The organism is Desulfonema magnum (assembly GCF_017377395.1).
Taxonomy (GTDB): Bacteria; Desulfobacterota; Desulfobacteria; order Desulfobacterales; family 4be13; genus Desulfonema_C; species Desulfonema_C magnum.
On the sequence record NZ_CP061800.1, the window covers coordinates 5,891,901 to 5,908,649 of the forward strand.

The 16,749-nt window shown below is 45.1% G+C and carries 13 protein-coding genes; 5 read left to right on the forward strand and 8 right to left on the reverse strand.

Features of this window, described 5'->3' with window-relative positions; genetic code table 11:
• Nucleotides 1-7 precede the first annotated feature (7 nt).
• Nucleotides 8-1,282 carry a sulfate adenylyltransferase gene (gene sat / locus dnm_RS22590; RefSeq protein WP_207679154.1) on the forward strand — a complete coding sequence of 425 codons (1,275 nt, stop codon included), beginning with the start codon at nucleotides 8-10 and terminating at the stop codon, nucleotides 1,280-1,282.
• A gap of 114 nt (nucleotides 1,283-1,396) precedes the next feature.
• On the opposite strand, the gene dnm_RS22595 is transcribed toward sat, so the two are convergent.
• From dnm_RS22595 to dnm_RS22615, 5 genes are all read right to left on the reverse strand, one after another.
• Nucleotides 1,397-1,948 (reverse strand): Rpn family recombination-promoting nuclease/putative transposase, encoded by a 552-nt coding sequence (locus dnm_RS22595; RefSeq protein WP_207683737.1) that lies wholly within the window; start codon nucleotides 1,946-1,948, stop codon nucleotides 1,397-1,399.
• Between the two features lie 81 nt (nucleotides 1,949-2,029).
• Complete coding sequence (locus dnm_RS22600; RefSeq protein WP_207679155.1) at nucleotides 2,030-2,464, reverse strand: hypothetical protein; 435 nt, start codon at nucleotides 2,462-2,464, stop codon at nucleotides 2,030-2,032.
• Between the two features lie 618 nt (nucleotides 2,465-3,082).
• Nucleotides 3,083-3,832: an ATP phosphoribosyltransferase gene (hisG, locus tag dnm_RS22605; protein ID WP_207679156.1), complete on the reverse strand. Its 750-nt coding sequence runs from the start codon at nucleotides 3,830-3,832 to the stop codon at nucleotides 3,083-3,085.
• On the reverse strand, nucleotides 3,816-4,499 hold the full coding sequence (gene hisG, locus dnm_RS22610) for an ATP phosphoribosyltransferase (RefSeq protein ID WP_207679157.1): 684 nt from the start codon (nucleotides 4,497-4,499) through the stop codon (nucleotides 3,816-3,818). Before hisG (dnm_RS22610) ends, hisG (dnm_RS22605) begins: the two co-directional genes overlap by 17 nt.
• The gene (locus dnm_RS22615) at nucleotides 4,489-5,793 is read right to left on the reverse strand and encodes an ATP phosphoribosyltransferase regulatory subunit (RefSeq protein ID WP_207679158.1); all 1,305 of its coding nucleotides are present in this window, start codon (nucleotides 5,791-5,793) and stop codon (nucleotides 4,489-4,491) included. Before dnm_RS22615 ends, hisG (dnm_RS22610) begins: the two co-directional genes overlap by 11 nt.
• A gap of 1,257 nt (nucleotides 5,794-7,050) precedes the next feature.
• On the opposite strand from dnm_RS22615, the gene dnm_RS22620 reads away from it, so the two are divergent.
• Genes dnm_RS22620 through dnm_RS22630 form a run of 3 tightly spaced genes read left to right on the forward strand, consistent with a single transcriptional unit; the run spans nucleotide 7,051 to nucleotide 9,494 of the window.
• A complete protein-coding gene (locus dnm_RS22620; protein WP_207679159.1) occupies nucleotides 7,051-7,746 on the forward strand; it encodes an ATP-binding cassette domain-containing protein in 696 nt (231 codons plus the stop codon).
• Nucleotides 7,736-8,485, forward strand: a complete 750-nt coding sequence (locus tag dnm_RS22625) for an ABC transporter permease (protein WP_207679160.1) — start codon at nucleotides 7,736-7,738, stop codon at nucleotides 8,483-8,485. The genes dnm_RS22620 and dnm_RS22625 overlap by 11 nt, the downstream gene beginning before the upstream one ends.
• A gap of 4 nt (nucleotides 8,486-8,489) precedes the next feature.
• Nucleotides 8,490-9,494, forward strand: a complete 1,005-nt coding sequence (locus tag dnm_RS22630; RefSeq protein ID WP_207679161.1) for an ABC transporter substrate-binding protein — start codon at nucleotides 8,490-8,492, stop codon at nucleotides 9,492-9,494.
• 502 nt (nucleotides 9,495-9,996) lie between these two features.
• Here the strand turns inward: dnm_RS22630 and dnm_RS22635 are convergent.
• Both dnm_RS22635 and dnm_RS22640 read right to left on the reverse strand, forming a co-directional pair.
• On the reverse strand, nucleotides 9,997-10,734 hold the full coding sequence (locus dnm_RS22635; RefSeq protein ID WP_207679162.1) for a substrate-binding periplasmic protein: 738 nt from the start codon (nucleotides 10,732-10,734) through the stop codon (nucleotides 9,997-9,999).
• A 535-nt stretch (nucleotides 10,735-11,269) separates the two neighbouring features.
• Entirely contained in the window at nucleotides 11,270-12,025 is a 756-nt protein-coding gene (locus dnm_RS22640) for a substrate-binding periplasmic protein (RefSeq protein ID WP_207679163.1), read from the reverse strand.
• Nucleotides 12,026-12,473: 448 nt separating this feature from the next.
• On the opposite strand from dnm_RS22640, the gene dnm_RS22645 reads away from it, so the two are divergent.
• Nucleotides 12,474-15,572: an efflux RND transporter permease subunit gene (locus tag dnm_RS22645; protein WP_207679164.1), complete on the forward strand. Its 3,099-nt coding sequence runs from the start codon at nucleotides 12,474-12,476 to the stop codon at nucleotides 15,570-15,572.
• Nucleotides 15,573-15,991: 419 nt separating this feature from the next.
• Here dnm_RS22645 and dnm_RS22650 read toward each other — a convergent pair whose 3' ends face one another.
• Entirely contained in the window at nucleotides 15,992-16,717 is a 726-nt protein-coding gene (locus dnm_RS22650) for a ComFC family protein (protein WP_207679165.1), read from the reverse strand.
• Between the last annotated feature and the right edge of the window lie 32 nt (nucleotides 16,718-16,749).

The following is a 16,749-nucleotide window of genomic DNA, read 5'->3' on the forward strand; positions in this document are numbered from 1 at the left end:
TAAACGAATGGCAAATTTAGTCCCACCTCATGGCGGAAAAGGCTTAACCTGTTGCCTGCTTGAAGGCGCTGAATTGGAAGCGGAAAAGAAAAAAGCTGAAGGTCTCAAAAAGATCACGATCTCTCCCCGTGAAAAGGGTGATCTGATTATGATGGGTATTGGCGGATTCAGCCCCCTGACAGGTTTCATGACAAAGGCTGACTGGAAAGGCGTATGTGAAGATTTCCTTACAGCCGACGGAACCTTCTGGCCCATCCCCGTGACCCTGTCTGCTTCAAAAGAAGACGCCGATGCCATCAGTGACGGCGATGAAATTGCTCTGTATGATCCCGAAGGCGATGAAATCATGGCAACCATGAAAGTCACCGAAAAATTCGAGATGACCGAAGCCGACAAAAAGTTTGAGTGCGAAAAAGTCTATATGGGCGAAGGCACCCCGACCGCTGAGGAATTCTGGAAAATTGCCAAAGACGATCATCCTGGCGTTCAGATGGTTATGGAACAGAAAGACTTCAACCTTGCCGGACCTGTGAAGGTTCTGAGTGAGGGCGAATATCCCACCAAATATGCCGGTATCTACGTCAGACCTGAAGAATCCCGCAGATTGTTTGAGGAAAGAGGATGGAGCGAGGTTGCCGCACTTCAGCTCAGAAACCCCATGCACAGATCACACGAATATCTTTGCAAAATCGCTGTTGAAGTTTGTGACGGCGTTTACATCCATTCCCTGGTCGGAAACCTGAAACCTGGTGACATTCCCGCAGAAGTTCGCGTAAAATGTATTGACGCGCTTGTAAAGAACTATTTTGTGGAAGATAATGTTCTGCAGGGCGGATATCCCCTTGACATGCGTTATGCCGGCCCCAGAGAAGGCCTGCTCCACGCAACTTTCCGTCAGAACTATGGCTGCTCCAAGATGATCATCGGCCGTGACCACGCGGGCGTTGGTGATTTCTACGGCATGTTCGAAGCCCAGACCATCTTTGACAAAATTCCGACCCCGGCAGAACCTGGAAAAGCCCTGATCTGCACACCGTTGAAGATTGACTGGACATTCTACTGCTACAAGTGTGACGGTATGGCATCTCTGAGAACCTGTCCCCACGGCAAAGAAGATCGTGTACTTCTCAGCGGAACCATGCTGCGTAAGGGCCTTTCCGAAGGCACTCCGATTCCGGATCATTTCGGACGTGAGGAAGTTCTTGAGATTCTCCGTGAGTACTATGCAGGACTTACGGAAAAAGTTGAAATCAAAACTCATGCGGCTGCAACTGGCCAATAGGAATTAGGAATTTCTTAATTCTTTTATAATAAAAAAAAGGGAGACGTAAAAACGTTTCCCTTTTTTTATTGTAACAGATATCTGGATTATGGGCAAAAGATTCCGAGCATATACTCAATTTTCTATCATCCCTTTCACCTCCGAAAAGTCTCTTGCCTTTTTTATCACATCTTTTATATTCCTCAACCGTTTTATATCATTAATATCATGAATTTTTGGCATAAATTTTAGAACATCATCTCCGAATCTGAGACTCAGCCCGAATTCAATGGTATCCAGCAGCCCTTCCCGTATGCCGATTTGTATGCCCTGCTCATAGCCTTCTTTTCTCAGTTCATCTGCTATTGTCATGACCAGATCACCTCCCTCAGCAGGCAAATTGTCCTTCATCATTGTTATTATCTCATCCGTTGTTGTTATTATTTTGTCCCCTGCGGTGGTTAACAGGTAACGAATTATCATTTCAAGATACTGCAACCCGCTATCCAGCTTCGGCAGTTCCCACATAAGTGATAACATCCCTGGCAATTTTTCCATAAACTCGGGAGCATGGATATATTTGAAAATCAGCATGACAACACGGGAAAGTGGCGTGCCTCTGATTTCATCATCGGGGTACCGGATGAGATCAACAAGAATATACTCAAAATCGGGAACATATAAAATGAATTACTTCAGATAATCCTCAAAAAGTCTGACGCTACAAAATTACAGATTTGTTTTTACTCGATGTTCAAATTTTTTTTGTCATTCCTGCGAAAGCAGGAATCCACTGCCTCCGGATTCGTAAAATCTGTGAAAAATGGATTCCTGTTTTCGCAGGAATGACAAAGTTTTTGTTCGAATCTTGTCAGAAAACTTGGACATGGATTCCTGCTTTCGCAGGAATGACAAAGTTTTTGTTCGAATCTTGTCAGAAAACTTGGACATGGATTCCTGCTTTCGCAGGAATGACAAAGTTTTTGTTCGAATCTTGTCAGAAAACTTGGACATGGATTCCTGCTTTCGCAGGAATGACAAAGTTTTTGTTCGAATCTTGTCAGAAAACTTGGACATGGATTCCTGCTTTCGCAGGAATGACAAAGTTTTTGTTCGAATCTTGTCAGAAAACTTGGACATGGATTCCTGCTTTCGCAGGAATGACAAAGTTTTTGTTCGAATCTTGTCAGAAAACTTGGACATGGATTCCTGCTTTCGCAGGAATGACAAGTTTTTGTTCGAATCTTGTCAGAAAACTTGGACATGGATTCCTGCTTTCGCAGGAATGACAAAGTTTTTGTTCGAATCTTGTCAGAAAACTTGGACATGGATTCCTGCTTTCGCAGGAATGACAAAGTTTTTGTTCGAATCTTGTCAGAAAACTTGGACATGGATTCCTGCTTTCGCAGGAATGACAAAGTTTTTGTTCGAATCTTGTCAGAAAACTTGGACATGGATTCCTGCTTTCGCAGGAATGACAAAGTTTTTGTTCGAATCTTGTCAGAAAACTTGGACATGGATTCCTGCTTTCGCAGGAATGACAAAGTTTTTGTTCGAATCTTGTCAGAAAACTTGGACATGGAATTTTAGCTACAGGGATTGCCTATAAGAAAGGGATTTAATCCTCTTTTTATAATCCCAATGCTATTGACTTAGGAGTAAGCGGGTTTTCCGATATTTTCTTCGGAGTGCGAAAAATGCTTTTTCGCAGGCGCAAAAATAAAATTTTTGCACTCCGGATTTGTTCGGAATTACCCGAGTCAACAGCATTGTCTTATAAACCCCTTGTTATACAAAATCCCCGTAGCGAAAAAAAATGAATTACTTCAGATAATTCTCAAAAAGGCTGACAATTCCTTCAACCAGTTCTTTCTTCCAGGGAATTTCAAGGCTTTCCTGATTGGCAATCAGACAGCCTTCGGATTCTGATGCGCCCAGCACTTCCAGCGTGTCAATGATCTTGAGATTATTTTTCCGTAATGTGTTCCCGGTTTCGGTATTTTCCACGATCATGTCGCAGTCTTCGGGAATCAGCGATTCTGTGGCACCGTAAGTCATAATGACCCTGTAGGGATGAAGATTCTTTTTCTGAGCGTAGCTGTCCGCAAGATATACATATTCTGATGCGATTTTGAGATATTCTCCCCCTGATCTGGAGCGAAAGGATTCAATAAAATCAGGCAGATTATCTCCGTCATCCTGATGGACCGCAGCCACAATCCTGACCTTTCCGAATCCCATCCTGAGCTTTTCAATGACCGGACTTTTGGGAAAACGCTGTCGGTGTTCGGCAAGCCAGTCTGTCCCGGAAATGGCAATGTCAAAATTGCCGTTTGCCACATGAACAGGCATGTCCTGGGGCCGGATGACTTTGGCGGCAACCCGGTCCGGCTGCTGAATAAGGGTTTTGGCTGTGTCGCTTTCTGTTCTCATCGGGGGCCTGCGATTCAGGTCTGATGTCTCATCATATCCGTCAAACCCCAGACCGGCTCCTTCTATAAAAGGTAAGACATGTGACATCAGATGGCCATCAGGCAGTGCAAAATTTAACTTATCAGGAATTCCTGTCATTGATGATCTCCGTATCTGAAAAGAAATTAAGTACCGGTGAAAGATCCTTGTCCGCAAAACGCTTACGGTTTACGATCATACTGAGTTCCGATTCAAGCTCACAGCTGACGATGTGCAGTCCCATTCCCTCAAGCATGTCTTTGTCATAAGCAGCCAAAAGCACCACATCCGCATGTTCCGGCGGATATCCCTCAACACTTCCCCAGGCAGAGAATATTTTAAATTTTTTCAGCTTGTTCTGAATGGCGAAATTCTCCGCAAGATTCGGATATTCACTCACAATGGTCACAAAATCCTGTGCGGTCTGCAAGTCTTCGACAGACTGAAAATCCCCGTTTAAGCCGGTACACGCGTATAAATTTTTTTTGTTTAATCCGAACTGCCTGAACACATGCAGTTTTGCAGCCCTGTATCTCACAGTATGTTCCTCTATCCAATCCGTACCGCAGAAACCAATATCATAGTTCTCCACGGCCACCTGAATGGCAACATCTTTCTCTGCCATTATTTTGGCACGCACACGCTCGCCCAGATCTGTCACTTCGGGGCGATAGGTGCGATTTTTGGAATGATATTCTTTTACAGGGAACCTGAGTTTTTCAAGATATTCTGCCAGCGGCTTCATCGCGTCCCCCTTGGGGAGACAGATACTTATTTCATCTCTCATTGAATTCTCCAAAGAGGTTCATCAGAAGCGGTTTACCAATTTTTTGACTGAACAAAATCTGGTATCCGTGGTTAAATCTTTCATTATCAACTTCGATCACCAGACCAAAGCCCTCATATTTTTCCTGTTCCACAGGGCTGAATGTGATTTTTGCGACAAAGCCCATCCGGGACAGTTTGTCAGAAAGTATCTGTCCTGTGTTTACATTATATTTTGTGACATTGCTGATATAAATACATATATTCTGTCGTTTGTCTGTTAATGCCGTGGTGTGTTCGATGAGCGTGCGGTGTCTTATGATGTTTCTCACATACAGGGCAAATCCCACGGCCGGCACAGGTTCCGAAAGCTCCTGCAAATCTTCGGTCACCAGCTTCAGCATACTTCCGATCAGATTGTCATAACGGCCCCCCGCGCAGAGAATGTCTTTTTTGGATTTCCGTGCCGGGGTGGAGAGAATCTGAAACTGAATTCCGGTATAATATTCCAAGTCTCCTAAGAGTGAAAAATCAATCTCATAAGGACATTCCAGGCGATCTAAAAGTTCGCAGACAGATATGAAATTTTCAAGGGCAGGCCGCACATTTTCATATTTGGGGCCTTCCAGCGTACTTCTCATATTCTTTAAGTAATTTGAAGACTTCCCTTTCAATGACAGCAGGGTTTGAAGTTTTTCCCCGTCCTGAACCTTGTCCAGTATCTCCCCGACCTGATCAGCATCATTCTTTCTTATGGCGGCAATAAGGTCATCTCTGTCCGTTCTCCACAAAGAAAGCGCGGCAATGAGTTCTTTGATAAGGGCCGGATATGAGATATAAAGATAAGTGTCTTTGAATCCGATTTCCTGAAACACATCATAAGCCATGTAAATGATTTCAATATCTGATTCAGATTTTGTACTTCCGATATTTTCAACGCCGAACTGCCATCTTTCCGAAAGTTCATCCCATGAATCAGCCCATTCAAAATGGTTCTCCACATAACAAAGTTTCTGTCTGGCGTTTTCTGTATAAAGATGGTCTCCGTAGAATCGGGCCACGCAGGTTGTGGAATCGGGTTTGAGGGCCACTCTCTCACCGCTCCAGCCGTCCCAGTCTATGAAGGAGTACATCCGTCTGAGTTTGGTGTCGCTCAGTGCGCCCAGGGCAGTGAAGATATATAACGGCTCAATGGCTGCGGTCCTGATTTCATCGTAACCAAAGTGACGACAACGGCTGAGAAAAGCGCGCTCAAGTTTTCGAACACGTAAGATTTCATCAATGGTAAGGTCATTCTTTGAACTTTTATGTTTCATTTTATATTTCCTAAATATGGTCTTCCGAATTTGAAACCTGATATTTTGAGACTGAGATTATCTTTTTACCAAAATTGCAGGGGCGGTTTGGCAACCGCCCCTGTATGAATAAACTTTTGTGGATGTTTAAAGACAATCACAGTCCATTTTGGCATATTGAATGATTCCCTTATCATTATCCTGTTATTCCGTCAAGAGGGAAAAAATTCTGATTCTCCCCTATAAGGATTTTATATAATTCGGTGTTCAGGTTTTTCTGATTATGGCGACGGATTTAGGGAAGGGCAGGCCAGGCCCTGTAAGTGCGGCATGTTTGTAATAAATCATGCGAATATGCGGCCCCGACGCGAGGCTTTGCTGGCCCTCTCCTAAATCCGTTATAATCAGAAATTTTTTTTTCTGCTAACTGAATTTGTTGTTAATTTTTAAGCCGGATTTTTGTGTTAAAATAATTAAATTCAATAAATTATATTTTAAGCGTTTGAAAGAGAAATATTGACGCCCTGTTTTTTAAGTTTTTGAAAATATTGTTTTTATTTGGTCAGATATAAAGAAGTCTGAATATTGGCTATAAACATGTCGCCCCCGCTCTGACGGACGGGGTTTGCAACCCATATCCATCAGGCTAAAAAATAAAAAGCAATTAACATCTTGACTTTTATAAGATTTATTCTTAAAGATAAGCCAGCCGGATTGCTCAGGACTTAGGTATCCGGACAGAAGTTTTTGCACATCCGCATATAATCAGAGATCATGGCAGATCATCTGATCTCTTAAAATAAAATGTGTAAAAAGTTACTTGTCTCATTCAAAGGTTCCGGCGGAAATACCTCCGAATCCACTCAGAATGTAATCTGACTTATGCAATAAAACAGCTGGATTAACCGGACGGGGTTGCACGGCTAAGGAAAGGTTTTCTGCGTGATCAGATAAAATTTCCCGGGCAAAATTTTCCGGACGGGGGTTGCAAACCCCGTCCGGCTGAGACTAAGGTTTTCACGATGAATCTTGTTAATCTCGTTTTCACGCTTTGTGTGAACGAGAGCGGGTGTTAATTTTTCATTTACTTAGGGAACTTTCAACAAATAAAATACCCTGATTTCCTGACATGTAGGGTGGGTGGAGCGAAGCGCAACCCACCGGCATCTGACAAACGGTGGGTTGCGCTTCGCTCCACCCACCCTACATTTTCTACATTTTCGGGTATTTTATTTGTTGGAAAATCTTTTATAATTCTGGGCAGCCTTGGAGAAATCAGTGCTTATTGAGTTCAAAGACATCAGTTTTCAATATCGCGACACCGATACCTGTGTTTTCAAAGATATTACCTGTCAGATATCCGGTCCCGGGTTTCACAGTTTGTTCGGGCCATCAGGTGTTGGAAAAACAACCCTTGCAAAAATGCTTGCCAGGAGCGTCAACGGATTTTCAGGTGAAATTATGGTTCAACAGATAGACAATATTCTTTATTCTTATAACTTGGAAAGGATTCCCGGATGGGCCTGTGTGGGAGAGCATCTCACGGAGATAACGCGGGCTTCGGGGGAGGAAAACAGACGTGATGAGCTGATTAAATCTTTCGGCCTTCGGGGATGTCTGGACTCACGATTCTCCCGGCTTTCTATGGGACAGCAGAACCGTGTCAATCTGGCGCGGTATCTTTTGCAGGAGTTTGATCTCCTGATCATGGATGAAAGCCTTGCCAATGTGGATGAAATCACCAAAGAGAAAATTATACTGAAAATTAAAGCCATGTTCCCTGGAAAATGTTTTTTATACATATCACATAACCTCGCGGAAGTCGCCAAGTTCTGCAAACAGATTCTTGTGCTTCGCGACTCAGCAAAAACCCCTCAGATGATTTCCATAGACGGACAGAATCATATGAAAGGAAAGCCTTTGGATAAAAAATTCCTTGAACGCAGCATGCTGGAGATTGTCCATGCTTCATAGACGTATCCTTCAATTCCTGCTTATCTATGTTCTGGGGCTGACTTCCTTACTCTTCATAAAATATGTTTTGAAGCTTTCAGACTATGTGATTCCCGGGCCCCAGGGGCTGAGCCATACGGTTTCCTGCGTGTTTGTCAAATATTTTTTTGATGTGATGAACACCCTCTCTGTCGCTGTTATCGGACATATTATATCTGTCTGCCTGGCAACCATTGTGGGGATTATCGGCAGGCTTAACAGCTGGGCAGGCTCATTTGTCAAAGTCGCGGCTTATAATATTCAGGCATATCCCATTGTCGCGGTCGCGCCCATCATTTTTATTCTTATGGGAGACGGTATCTCTTCCAGACTTCTGATCGCGGCTGTGATCTGCTATTTTCCCCTGCTGCTCTCCTTTATCGGCATCCTGTCCGAACCAGTGAGGGATATAGAGCATTTTTACGAAGTCACAGGAAGAATGAGCTGGCGGTTGCAGGTGAAAATTCGTGTGTTTGAGAATATGAACAAGCTCGCCACGGTCATTGTGGGAAGTGCCACTCTTGCCATGGTGGGAACCATTGTGGCCGAGTTTATCGCGGCAGACTCGGGTATCGGATACAGTATCCGCATCGCGCTTTACCAGAGTGATCTTTCAAAGGTGCTTGTGGCGCTTTTTCTCATAGGCATATGCACCTCGCTCTGGCTGACCTGCCTGGAACGGATAGGGTATCTTATCCAAAATCATTTTAGAAAGGGATGACAATATGTGTAAACACATTCAAAAACTCTGCTTTATCGCGGCTGTGACGGCTACCGTCATTGTGACGGGCGCGTGTGACAAAAAGACCGGGGATTCCGGAAAAGAGGTGACATATCGGCTTAAATGGCTTTTCAATGCCAGCGTGGCAGGGGATATTTATGCGGATGTAAACGGATTCTTCGCGGAACAGGGGCTTGATGTGACAATAAAGCCGGGAGGTCCGGAGCGGGACGCCATTAAAGAACTGGAACTTGGCCGGAGTCAGTTTGGCACGGCATCCGCGGATCAGGTCATCAGGGCAGTTTCCAAAGGGGCTTCTGTGGTGGTAATTGCCCAACTGTTTCAGACCAATTCCCTTCAGTGGATTTACAGACCTGATAAAACCCGGGTGGACACGCCTGAAGACCTGAGAGGCAAAACCATCGGCATCACCTACGGCGGCAATGACGAAGCCATCATGCGGGCAGTTTTGGCAAAATACAATATCATGGAAAATGAGGTGCAATTATTCAGTGTTCACTATGATTATACACCGTTTTACGAGGGGAAAGTGGATATTTGGCCGGTTTATCGGAATACCCAGGGAATTTTTATCAGTGAAAAACTCAGTGAGGCAGCAGAACGAACCGCGTTTTTTGACCCTGATATGGCAGGTGTCCGCTTTGTCGCCAACTCGGTCATCACCACAGAACAGATGATAAAGGAAGATCCTCAGACTGTTCGGAAATTCGTAACTGCGTTGCTCCGGGGCTGGCAGAAGAGCCTTGATCCGAAAAATGAGGAAAAAGCTGTGGCGGCCATTCACCAGTTTGACAAGGACACGTCCATTGAAACCGTAAGAAAACAGCTTTCCGTGACAAAGCGGTTTATAAAACCGTCACCGGAAACGGAGATCGGAAAAATTGACGCGGACGCGTGGAAACAGACCGAAAATATCATGCTGGAGCAGAACCTGATTCCCGGGCCTGTCAATGTGGAAAAGATTCTCAAGCCTTTTTACAATCTCTGAAAGGGTGTTTGAAAAGTCCCAGGAAAATGGCATATTTACTTCAAAAAACTCCGGACAGGGTTGCTTGCAAACTCCGTCCAACAAACTGTTGGGTTTCGTTCCTCAACCCAACCTACGAAGCTACATGGATTAGGGAGGGATAAGCAGGGATTCTGGCCTTTGCTGCATACAATCCCTGCTTATCGCTCATCCGTGCAGAGATGGCCCCTGAACCACGGAAGTAAGTATCCGACCAAAAGTTTTTTATACATCCTTTTCCGAACCGCGGAGAAACCCGGCTTTTTCCATTACGGGCGCCAGGTCATTCTGGTAAAAAAAGCCGGGTTTCTTCCCCGGGAAAAATATCAAAAACTTATGGTTAGGTACTTATCACAGATTTTTCTGATTTCTCTGATTGAAAAAAATCAGAACAATCCGTATAATCCGTGGTTCGGAACCACAACAAAAAAGCAGGCTGAAACCAGCTACAGCGGGGTTTACCCACCCTGTATGCCTGGCATGGCTAATATCTGCTTTCAATTTCCTGATACACTCCTTCTTGTTTTAGCTGGCGCAATATCTGGCTGAACTGTCTGGCCAAGGCCTCTCCTTCCGGTCCCAGGGATTTCTTAGAAAAGGCCACATAATCCGGATCTTCAGATAAAACATAAACGATCTCAAAAGGCTCTTTAAATCCGAGGTCTTTTCTGATCCATTCCAGATTTCCTTGTTCACCTACGGCCAGATCTGTACGCCCTTTGTAAAATATTTTTATCAGTTGTTTATCACTGTCGCATGCAAATTTTTTCAACCCCTGATATTCGTCAAATTTAGGGCCGTATGAATACTCCCTGACCACAGCAAAGGATTTATCTTTCAGATCATCAAGTCCGGATGCTTTTATGCTGCTTCCTTTTCTGGCAATGACAACAGACTGTTCAATATACATGGGTTCCTCTGAAAAATACATATATCTGAGTCTGTCTTCGGTCTTCTTCGGAACGATAAGGCCATTCAATCTGCCACTTTTCATATATTTTATCGCTCTTGACCAGGGTAATATTTTAATATCCGCATCAAATCCCAGACGGTTGCAGATTTCCTGAACAACTTCCACTGCCAGACCTGCAAGTTGTTTATCCTCTTTTACAACTACCAACGGGGGCCATTCCATCGTGGCAAAGGTCAGCTTCTCTGCCAGGGCATTCACCGGCAAAAAAAGTAACACAGCCATAAACAAAGACAGGCTCAGTCTTTTCAAAATGTCACTCTCCTTTAACTGTTTAAAATTTGATTAATTATATTAATATCTTTCGGCCATAAGCAGGTGATATGCTGTGTTTCCGAGTCCTGAAGGGAGGGCATATTTGAGTACAGAGAAACCCGGCTTTTTTCAGCAGGGAAAGGTGCCCCGCTCGGGGAAAAAGCCGGGTTTCTTCCCGCATCGCAGGTTTTTGTCCTATACACAGGTTTTGCTTTCATTATTCGGCATCCTTCATATTTGCCCAAAAGTACTTTACACTTTTGGTGATTTGAAAAAAAGTCCATTTTTTTTCAATCTACAAATTTTGTAGCTAAATAAAAGTAATATTTACAAATAGATATTGTAAAATCTACAAATTTTGTAGTTTTTTACACACTTCAAACATGATTAGCTAAAATTAACTACAAAATTTGTAGTTTTTTTTGTAATAGGTTGTTTATATTATAAAAATAATCAAAATTATCATGAATTAAAAAAAACATAAAAAATTCATTTTAGCTGAAAGTGTAAACTACTAAATGAAGGATGCCCATTATTCATACTTTTTCAGCTTACCTTCGTTTATAAGCTGCTGATAACTGGCTTCAAGTTTTTTGATCAGCGTTTTCGCATTAGGCACACTTTTATGAACATTGAAACTGCAATACCACAGATATAAGGGCCTGATGACCAAATTGGGAATGTCTGTTTTATCTAAAACCTCAGTTTCAATATATTTGTAATTCAGCAGATATTCCGCACGTCCTTTTTTGAGCATTTTAAATGCGCTCTCATGGGAATACGGATCAAAAAAAGAAACATTGTTCTCAGGGTCTCTTATCCATGCGCCCCAGTCTTTATAGGAAAAGCCTCTGACCAGAATCACCGAATGTCCCGCAAGCTCCTCTTTCTTTGAAATCGGATGCTTATCTCCGACCCAGTAAATCCGCATTTCCAGCGGAAACAGTTTGATATGACTCGGAATCATAGACTGACTGACAACCGGAATGGCACTTACCCCGTTGAAAAGATGAATCTTTCCTTCTGACAAATTTTTATAAAGCCTGGGGGCCGGATAGCTTTCAATCTTATACTTGATTTTTGCATTTTCAAGAGTTCTGACTGTGATTTCGTTAACCAGTCCCGCGGCCTTTCCTTCCTCATCCGTATAAGTAAGACCGGGGAATTCAAAAAAACCGACTTTCAGCAGGAAATTAGGAAGCAGTTCCCTGGCAGAATTTGCTTCTCCCCGGACAGTCTGAACCTGAAATGTGAAAAAAATAAATGCCGCGATAAAAAAAAATTTCATAATACCTTCGTATGATAACGGACAGCACATAAGAAAAATCCCGGGTCAGAAAAACCTGATCATCGAGTTATCGTTTTGACATCAGGTTTGCTGAATATTAAATTGACAATTTATATCATAAGCGTTTAATAAAGACAATCTTAAATATTATCATTCGATAATCAAGTTGTTTTTCTGTCATTCCTGCGAAAGCAGGAATCCACAGCTTCCGGAATCGCTGCATCAGCCAAAAATGACAAAAAAACTTGAACATCGAGTAAAAAGAAATGCTACAAATATGCCGTCCCCGCGGGACATTTCATTATCCGGAGTGCCAAACTTAGGGATTTTCCCAAAAATAAAATACCCGAAAATGTGGAAAAGTGCGGTGGGTTCCGCTTCGCTCCACCCACCCTACTTTTTTTATATTTTTTTTAGTATAATCCATAATCATCATCGGAGGCTCATTATGATTCGTTTTTTCGCAAATCATCCCACGGCCGCGAATCTCCTGGCACTTATCTTTATTGTCATGGGCGTGTTCAGTCTTTCATCGCTTCGCAGGGAAACCCTTCCAGACCATTCCGCGGATCAGGTGGAAGTCCGGGTAGTATATCCCGGTGCGACCGCGGAAGATGTTGAACAGGCCATCTGTCAGCGTATCGAAGATGTTGTGGATGGCGTGAACTATGTTGAGGAAGTTCGCTCGGAAGCACGGGAAGGTATGGGCAGTGTGGTCATTGAAATGCAGGAAGGAAAGGACTTCAGGCAGTTTATTGAGGATATAAAAACCGAAGTCGAGGCCATTGATGATTTCCCTGAACAGGCTGAAATCCCGGTTATCAGGGAACTGGGCAGAACGGATCAGGTCATTTCCATTGCTGTGACCGGGCCAATGTCTCCGCGGGATTTAAAGGCGTATTGCGAAGACCTGAAAACACGTTTGCAAATGGAGGATGAGATTTCTCTGGTCACGATCCAGGGCTTTTCAGATCATCAGATCCGCATTCAGATTCCGGGGCAGACCCTTATGCAGTATGGCCTGTCTGTCACAGACATTGCCGATGTCATCTCCCGGCAGAGCGTGGACCTTCCTGCCGGCACCATTGAAACCTCTGCCCAGGAAATTCTCATTCGTTTTACAGATGAACGCCGTTCTCCAAGAGAATTTGAGAGTCTTGTGGTGGTGGCAGGTGCAAGCGGTGCGGAAATTCGTCTGGGGGATATTGCTGAGATAAGCGATGTGTTTGAACTGGATGAGGAAAAAATCATCTTTAATGGTCAGAGAGCCGGACTGTTGCAGATCACCAAGACAAAATCCGAAGATGCACTTAAAATTGTAGATGCGCTCAGTTTGTTTTTAGAGAAAGAGGAAAAACTCAAGCCGCCGGCGGTTCAGTTTACGCTTACCCAGGATGTCTCCTCCATTGTGCGTGACCGTCTTCTGCTTCTGGTGAGAAATGGCTGGCAGGGATTAATTCTGGTCTTTCTGACCATGTGGCTCTTTTTCAGCTTCAAATTCTCATTCTGGGTTGCCATGGGCCTGCCGGTGTCCTTCCTGGGTGCATTTTTCTTTATACCGCATATCAATTATTCCCTGAATATGCTTACAATGGTGGGGCTGCTCATTGCCCTAGGTCTGCTCATGGATGATGCCATTGTGATTGCCGAGAATATCGCCACCCATCTCAGAAAAGGAAAATCCGCTATCCGGGCGGCAATTGACGGAACCGGCGAAGTAAAGGTGGGTGTCCTTTCCTCATTTCTCACAACCCTGTGTATTTTCGGGCCGATATCATTCACCGAAGGGGCCATCGGCAAAGTGCTGAAGGTGATGCCGGTGGTGCTGATACTGGTGCTGGCCGTCAGTATTGTCGAAGCGTTTTGCATTTTGCCAAACCACCTCGCCCACTCGCTAAAACATTATGACCCGGACAGCCAGGGCAGGCTCAGACGGCGATTTGACGGGGCAGTGGAATGGATGAGAGAGAACATCCTGGGCCGTGTCGTGGATTTCGCTGTGGGATGGCGATATCTCTTTGTGGGACTGACAGTTGCCGCGTTTATTCTTTCCGTGGGGATGATCATCTCCGGCAATCTGAAATTCCAGGCATTTCCCGATATTGACGGTGATGTTATTGAGGCGCGGGTTCTCATGCCCCAGGGCACGCCGCTGACACGCACCGAGGCGGTTGTAAAACGCATAACCACGGCCCTTGAGAAGGTGAATACGGAATTTACACCGCTTCAGCCCGGTCAGGAATCCCTGGTGAAAAATGTCTCAGTGCGGTATAATAAAAATATGGACGCGTATGAAAGCGGGCCTCATGTGGTCACGATCAATGCTGATCTTTTAAAAGCCGAGAATCGAAATGCCCGGGTGGATGATGTTCTCAACAAATGGCGGAAAAACATCGGTGATATTCCTGATATCATTTTTATGAAATTTACAGAACCGGCCATCGGGCCTGCGGGGCTTCCCATTGAAATCAGCGTCAAGGGAGATAATCTTGAAGAATTAAAAGCGGCCGCGCTGGAAATGCAAAGCTGGTTCAGCCAGTTCGAAGGGGTGTTTGATGTGTTTGACGATCTCCGCCCTGGAAAGCCTGAGATGCGTATCCGTATGCGTGAAGGGGCCGCGGGCATGGGACTGAATGCCCAAATGCTCGCGACCCAGTTGCGAACCGCGTATTATGGAAAGACTGTAAATGAGATTCAGGTGGGGGATGAGTCTTATGAGATTGATGTGCGTCTCCGAGATGAGGACCAGAACACCTTGGCGGATCTTGAATATTTTCATGTTACTTTGCCAGGAGGCAAACAGGTCCCCATCGGCTCTGCCGCGATTCTTGAATCCGGAAGAGGTTATGCCCGGATTGCAAGGGTTGACGGACAGCGCGCTGTGACGGTTCAGGGAAATATTGATCCGCATATGGTCAACGCGGCAGAGATTATCCGAATGTTCAAAACGGAATTTTTACCTGATTTTGAAAAGCAGTATCCTTTGGTTCGCGTTGACATAGAGGGCGAGTCCAAAGAATCCGGAAAAACAAGTGCTTCAATGCGGCGAGGATTTCTCATCGGGCTGATCGGCGTGTTTGTCCTGCTCAGTTTCCAGTTCCGCAGCTATGTTGAGCCGTTTGTGGTGATGATTGCCATTCCTTTTGCCCTGATCGGCGTGGTCTGGGGACATATCCTGATGGGGCTTGAACTCTGTATGCCGAGTATGATGGGGTTTATTTCCCTGGCCGGTATTGTGGTAAATGACTCCATTTTGCTGGTGGAGTTTCTTAAAACCCGGAGGCGAGAGGGGCAGGCCATTCCTGATGCGGCCCGTCATGCCAGCCGGGAACGGTTCCGGGCTGTGATGCTCACGTCTCTGACCACCATTGCGGGGCTGCTTCCCCTGCTTTCAGAGAGAAGCCTTCAGGCGCAGATTCTGATTCCTTTGGCCACAAGCATTGTGTTCGGACTTTTGGCGTCAACTGTGCTGGTCCTGATTGTTGTGCCGTCGTTGTACGCCATTCTCGGAGATCTGGGGCTGGCTTCCGAGGTTGAACATGAATAATCAGCAGGTCAAGACTCCCCCAGAAGTTCCGGGCGGATCCGGAGTGCAAAAATTGTATTTTTGCAATTGTTTCTGATTATAACGGATTTAGGGGATGCCGGTAAAGCCCCGCGGGGGCGGCATGTTTGCAGCATTCATCATGCAGGCCAGGCCCGCGGGGTCCTGCAGACCTGCTGCCACAAATATGCCGCCCTTACAAGGCTTGGTCGGCCCTCCCCTAAATCCGTTATAATCAGAATTGTTTTTTCAATCGGTCAGTCTGATCCTGCCCCGCAGACCCCGAATCTTTTCTGAGCCTGTCCCGGTGTAAGTACGTCAACATGCCGGGCACCGTTTTCCAGAAGGGCCCGTGCGCATTCATTCGCTGTGGATCCCGTGGTGATGACATCATCCGCAAGGAGTATTCCTTTTCCTCTGATTTAAGAAGGTTTTCTTACCCTGAACACATTTCTGATATTTGCCTGCCGTTCTTCCTGAGTCATGCCGACCTGCGATTCTGTGGCCCGGGTTCTCACAAGCATATCCGGCCTGACCTGAATGTCCGGCCAGTCCGCATTCAGAATTTCGGCCATCCGGGGCCACCTGCGAAACATCACATACGCCTGATTGAATCCCCGCTTTCTTAATCTTGTGATATGAAGCGGAACCGGGAGAATGATGTCAATGTCCTCCGGGTTCCAATGTCGTAAGAATGTTGAGAACAGAAGCAGTTCAAAGGGTCTTACCAGCCCGATGGCCTCCCTGTATTTGAACTCATGAATGGCCTTTCTGAATGCCTGATCATAAACACCGTAAGCCCGGGCCATTCTGAAGCGGGGCGGAGATGTCCGGCATCTGGCGCATAACGGGTCATTTTCCGAAGATGTGTTCATCATAAAGCCGCATTTGCGGCATATGGGAGGCTCGACCAGAGTAAATCCTTTGGAACAGGAGGGACAGAGAAAAGGAGAGACGACTTTCTGATAATCAAGGTTGTCAGGAAATGTTTCGGCAAATTTGCTCCAATATCCTTTTGCGGACAACGCTTTTTCCGGGGGCCGTGGAAAAAAAGTGCCACATACATAGCAGCGTGTTGGAAAAATTGCTTCCAGCAGAACGTCCGCAACGCGAATCAGCATGGATCTGAGTTCGGCCTGTAAGGTCATTTTTAATCCTTTTTGCCGGACAGCGCAAGCCT

Excerpts from the sequence above, each read along its gene's own strand:
- sat (WP_207679154.1), top strand. The coding sequence starts at position 8 with ATGGCAAATTTAGTCCCACCTCATGGCGGAAAAGGCTTAACCTGTTGC.
- dnm_RS22600 (WP_207679155.1), bottom strand. The coding sequence starts at position 2,464 with ATGTCCAAGTTTTCTGACAAGATTCGAACAAAAACTTTGTCATTCCTG.
- hisG (WP_207679156.1), bottom strand. The coding sequence starts at position 3,832 with ATGACAGGAATTCCTGATAAGTTAAATTTTGCACTGCCTGATGGCCAT.
- hisG (WP_207679157.1), bottom strand. The coding sequence starts at position 4,499 with ATGAGAGATGAAATAAGTATCTGTCTCCCCAAGGGGGACGCGATGAAG.
- dnm_RS22615 (WP_207679158.1), bottom strand. The coding sequence starts at position 5,793 with ATGAAACATAAAAGTTCAAAGAATGACCTTACCATTGATGAAATCTTA.
- dnm_RS22625 (WP_207679160.1), top strand. The coding sequence starts at position 7,736 with ATGCTTCATAGACGTATCCTTCAATTCCTGCTTATCTATGTTCTGGGG.
- dnm_RS22630 (WP_207679161.1), top strand. The coding sequence starts at position 8,490 with ATGTGTAAACACATTCAAAAACTCTGCTTTATCGCGGCTGTGACGGCT.
- dnm_RS22640 (WP_207679163.1), bottom strand. The coding sequence starts at position 12,025 with ATGAAATTTTTTTTTATCGCGGCATTTATTTTTTTCACATTTCAGGTT.
- dnm_RS22645 (WP_207679164.1), top strand. The coding sequence starts at position 12,474 with ATGATTCGTTTTTTCGCAAATCATCCCACGGCCGCGAATCTCCTGGCA.
- dnm_RS22650 (WP_207679165.1), bottom strand. The coding sequence starts at position 16,717 with ATGACCTTACAGGCCGAACTCAGATCCATGCTGATTCGCGTTGCGGAC.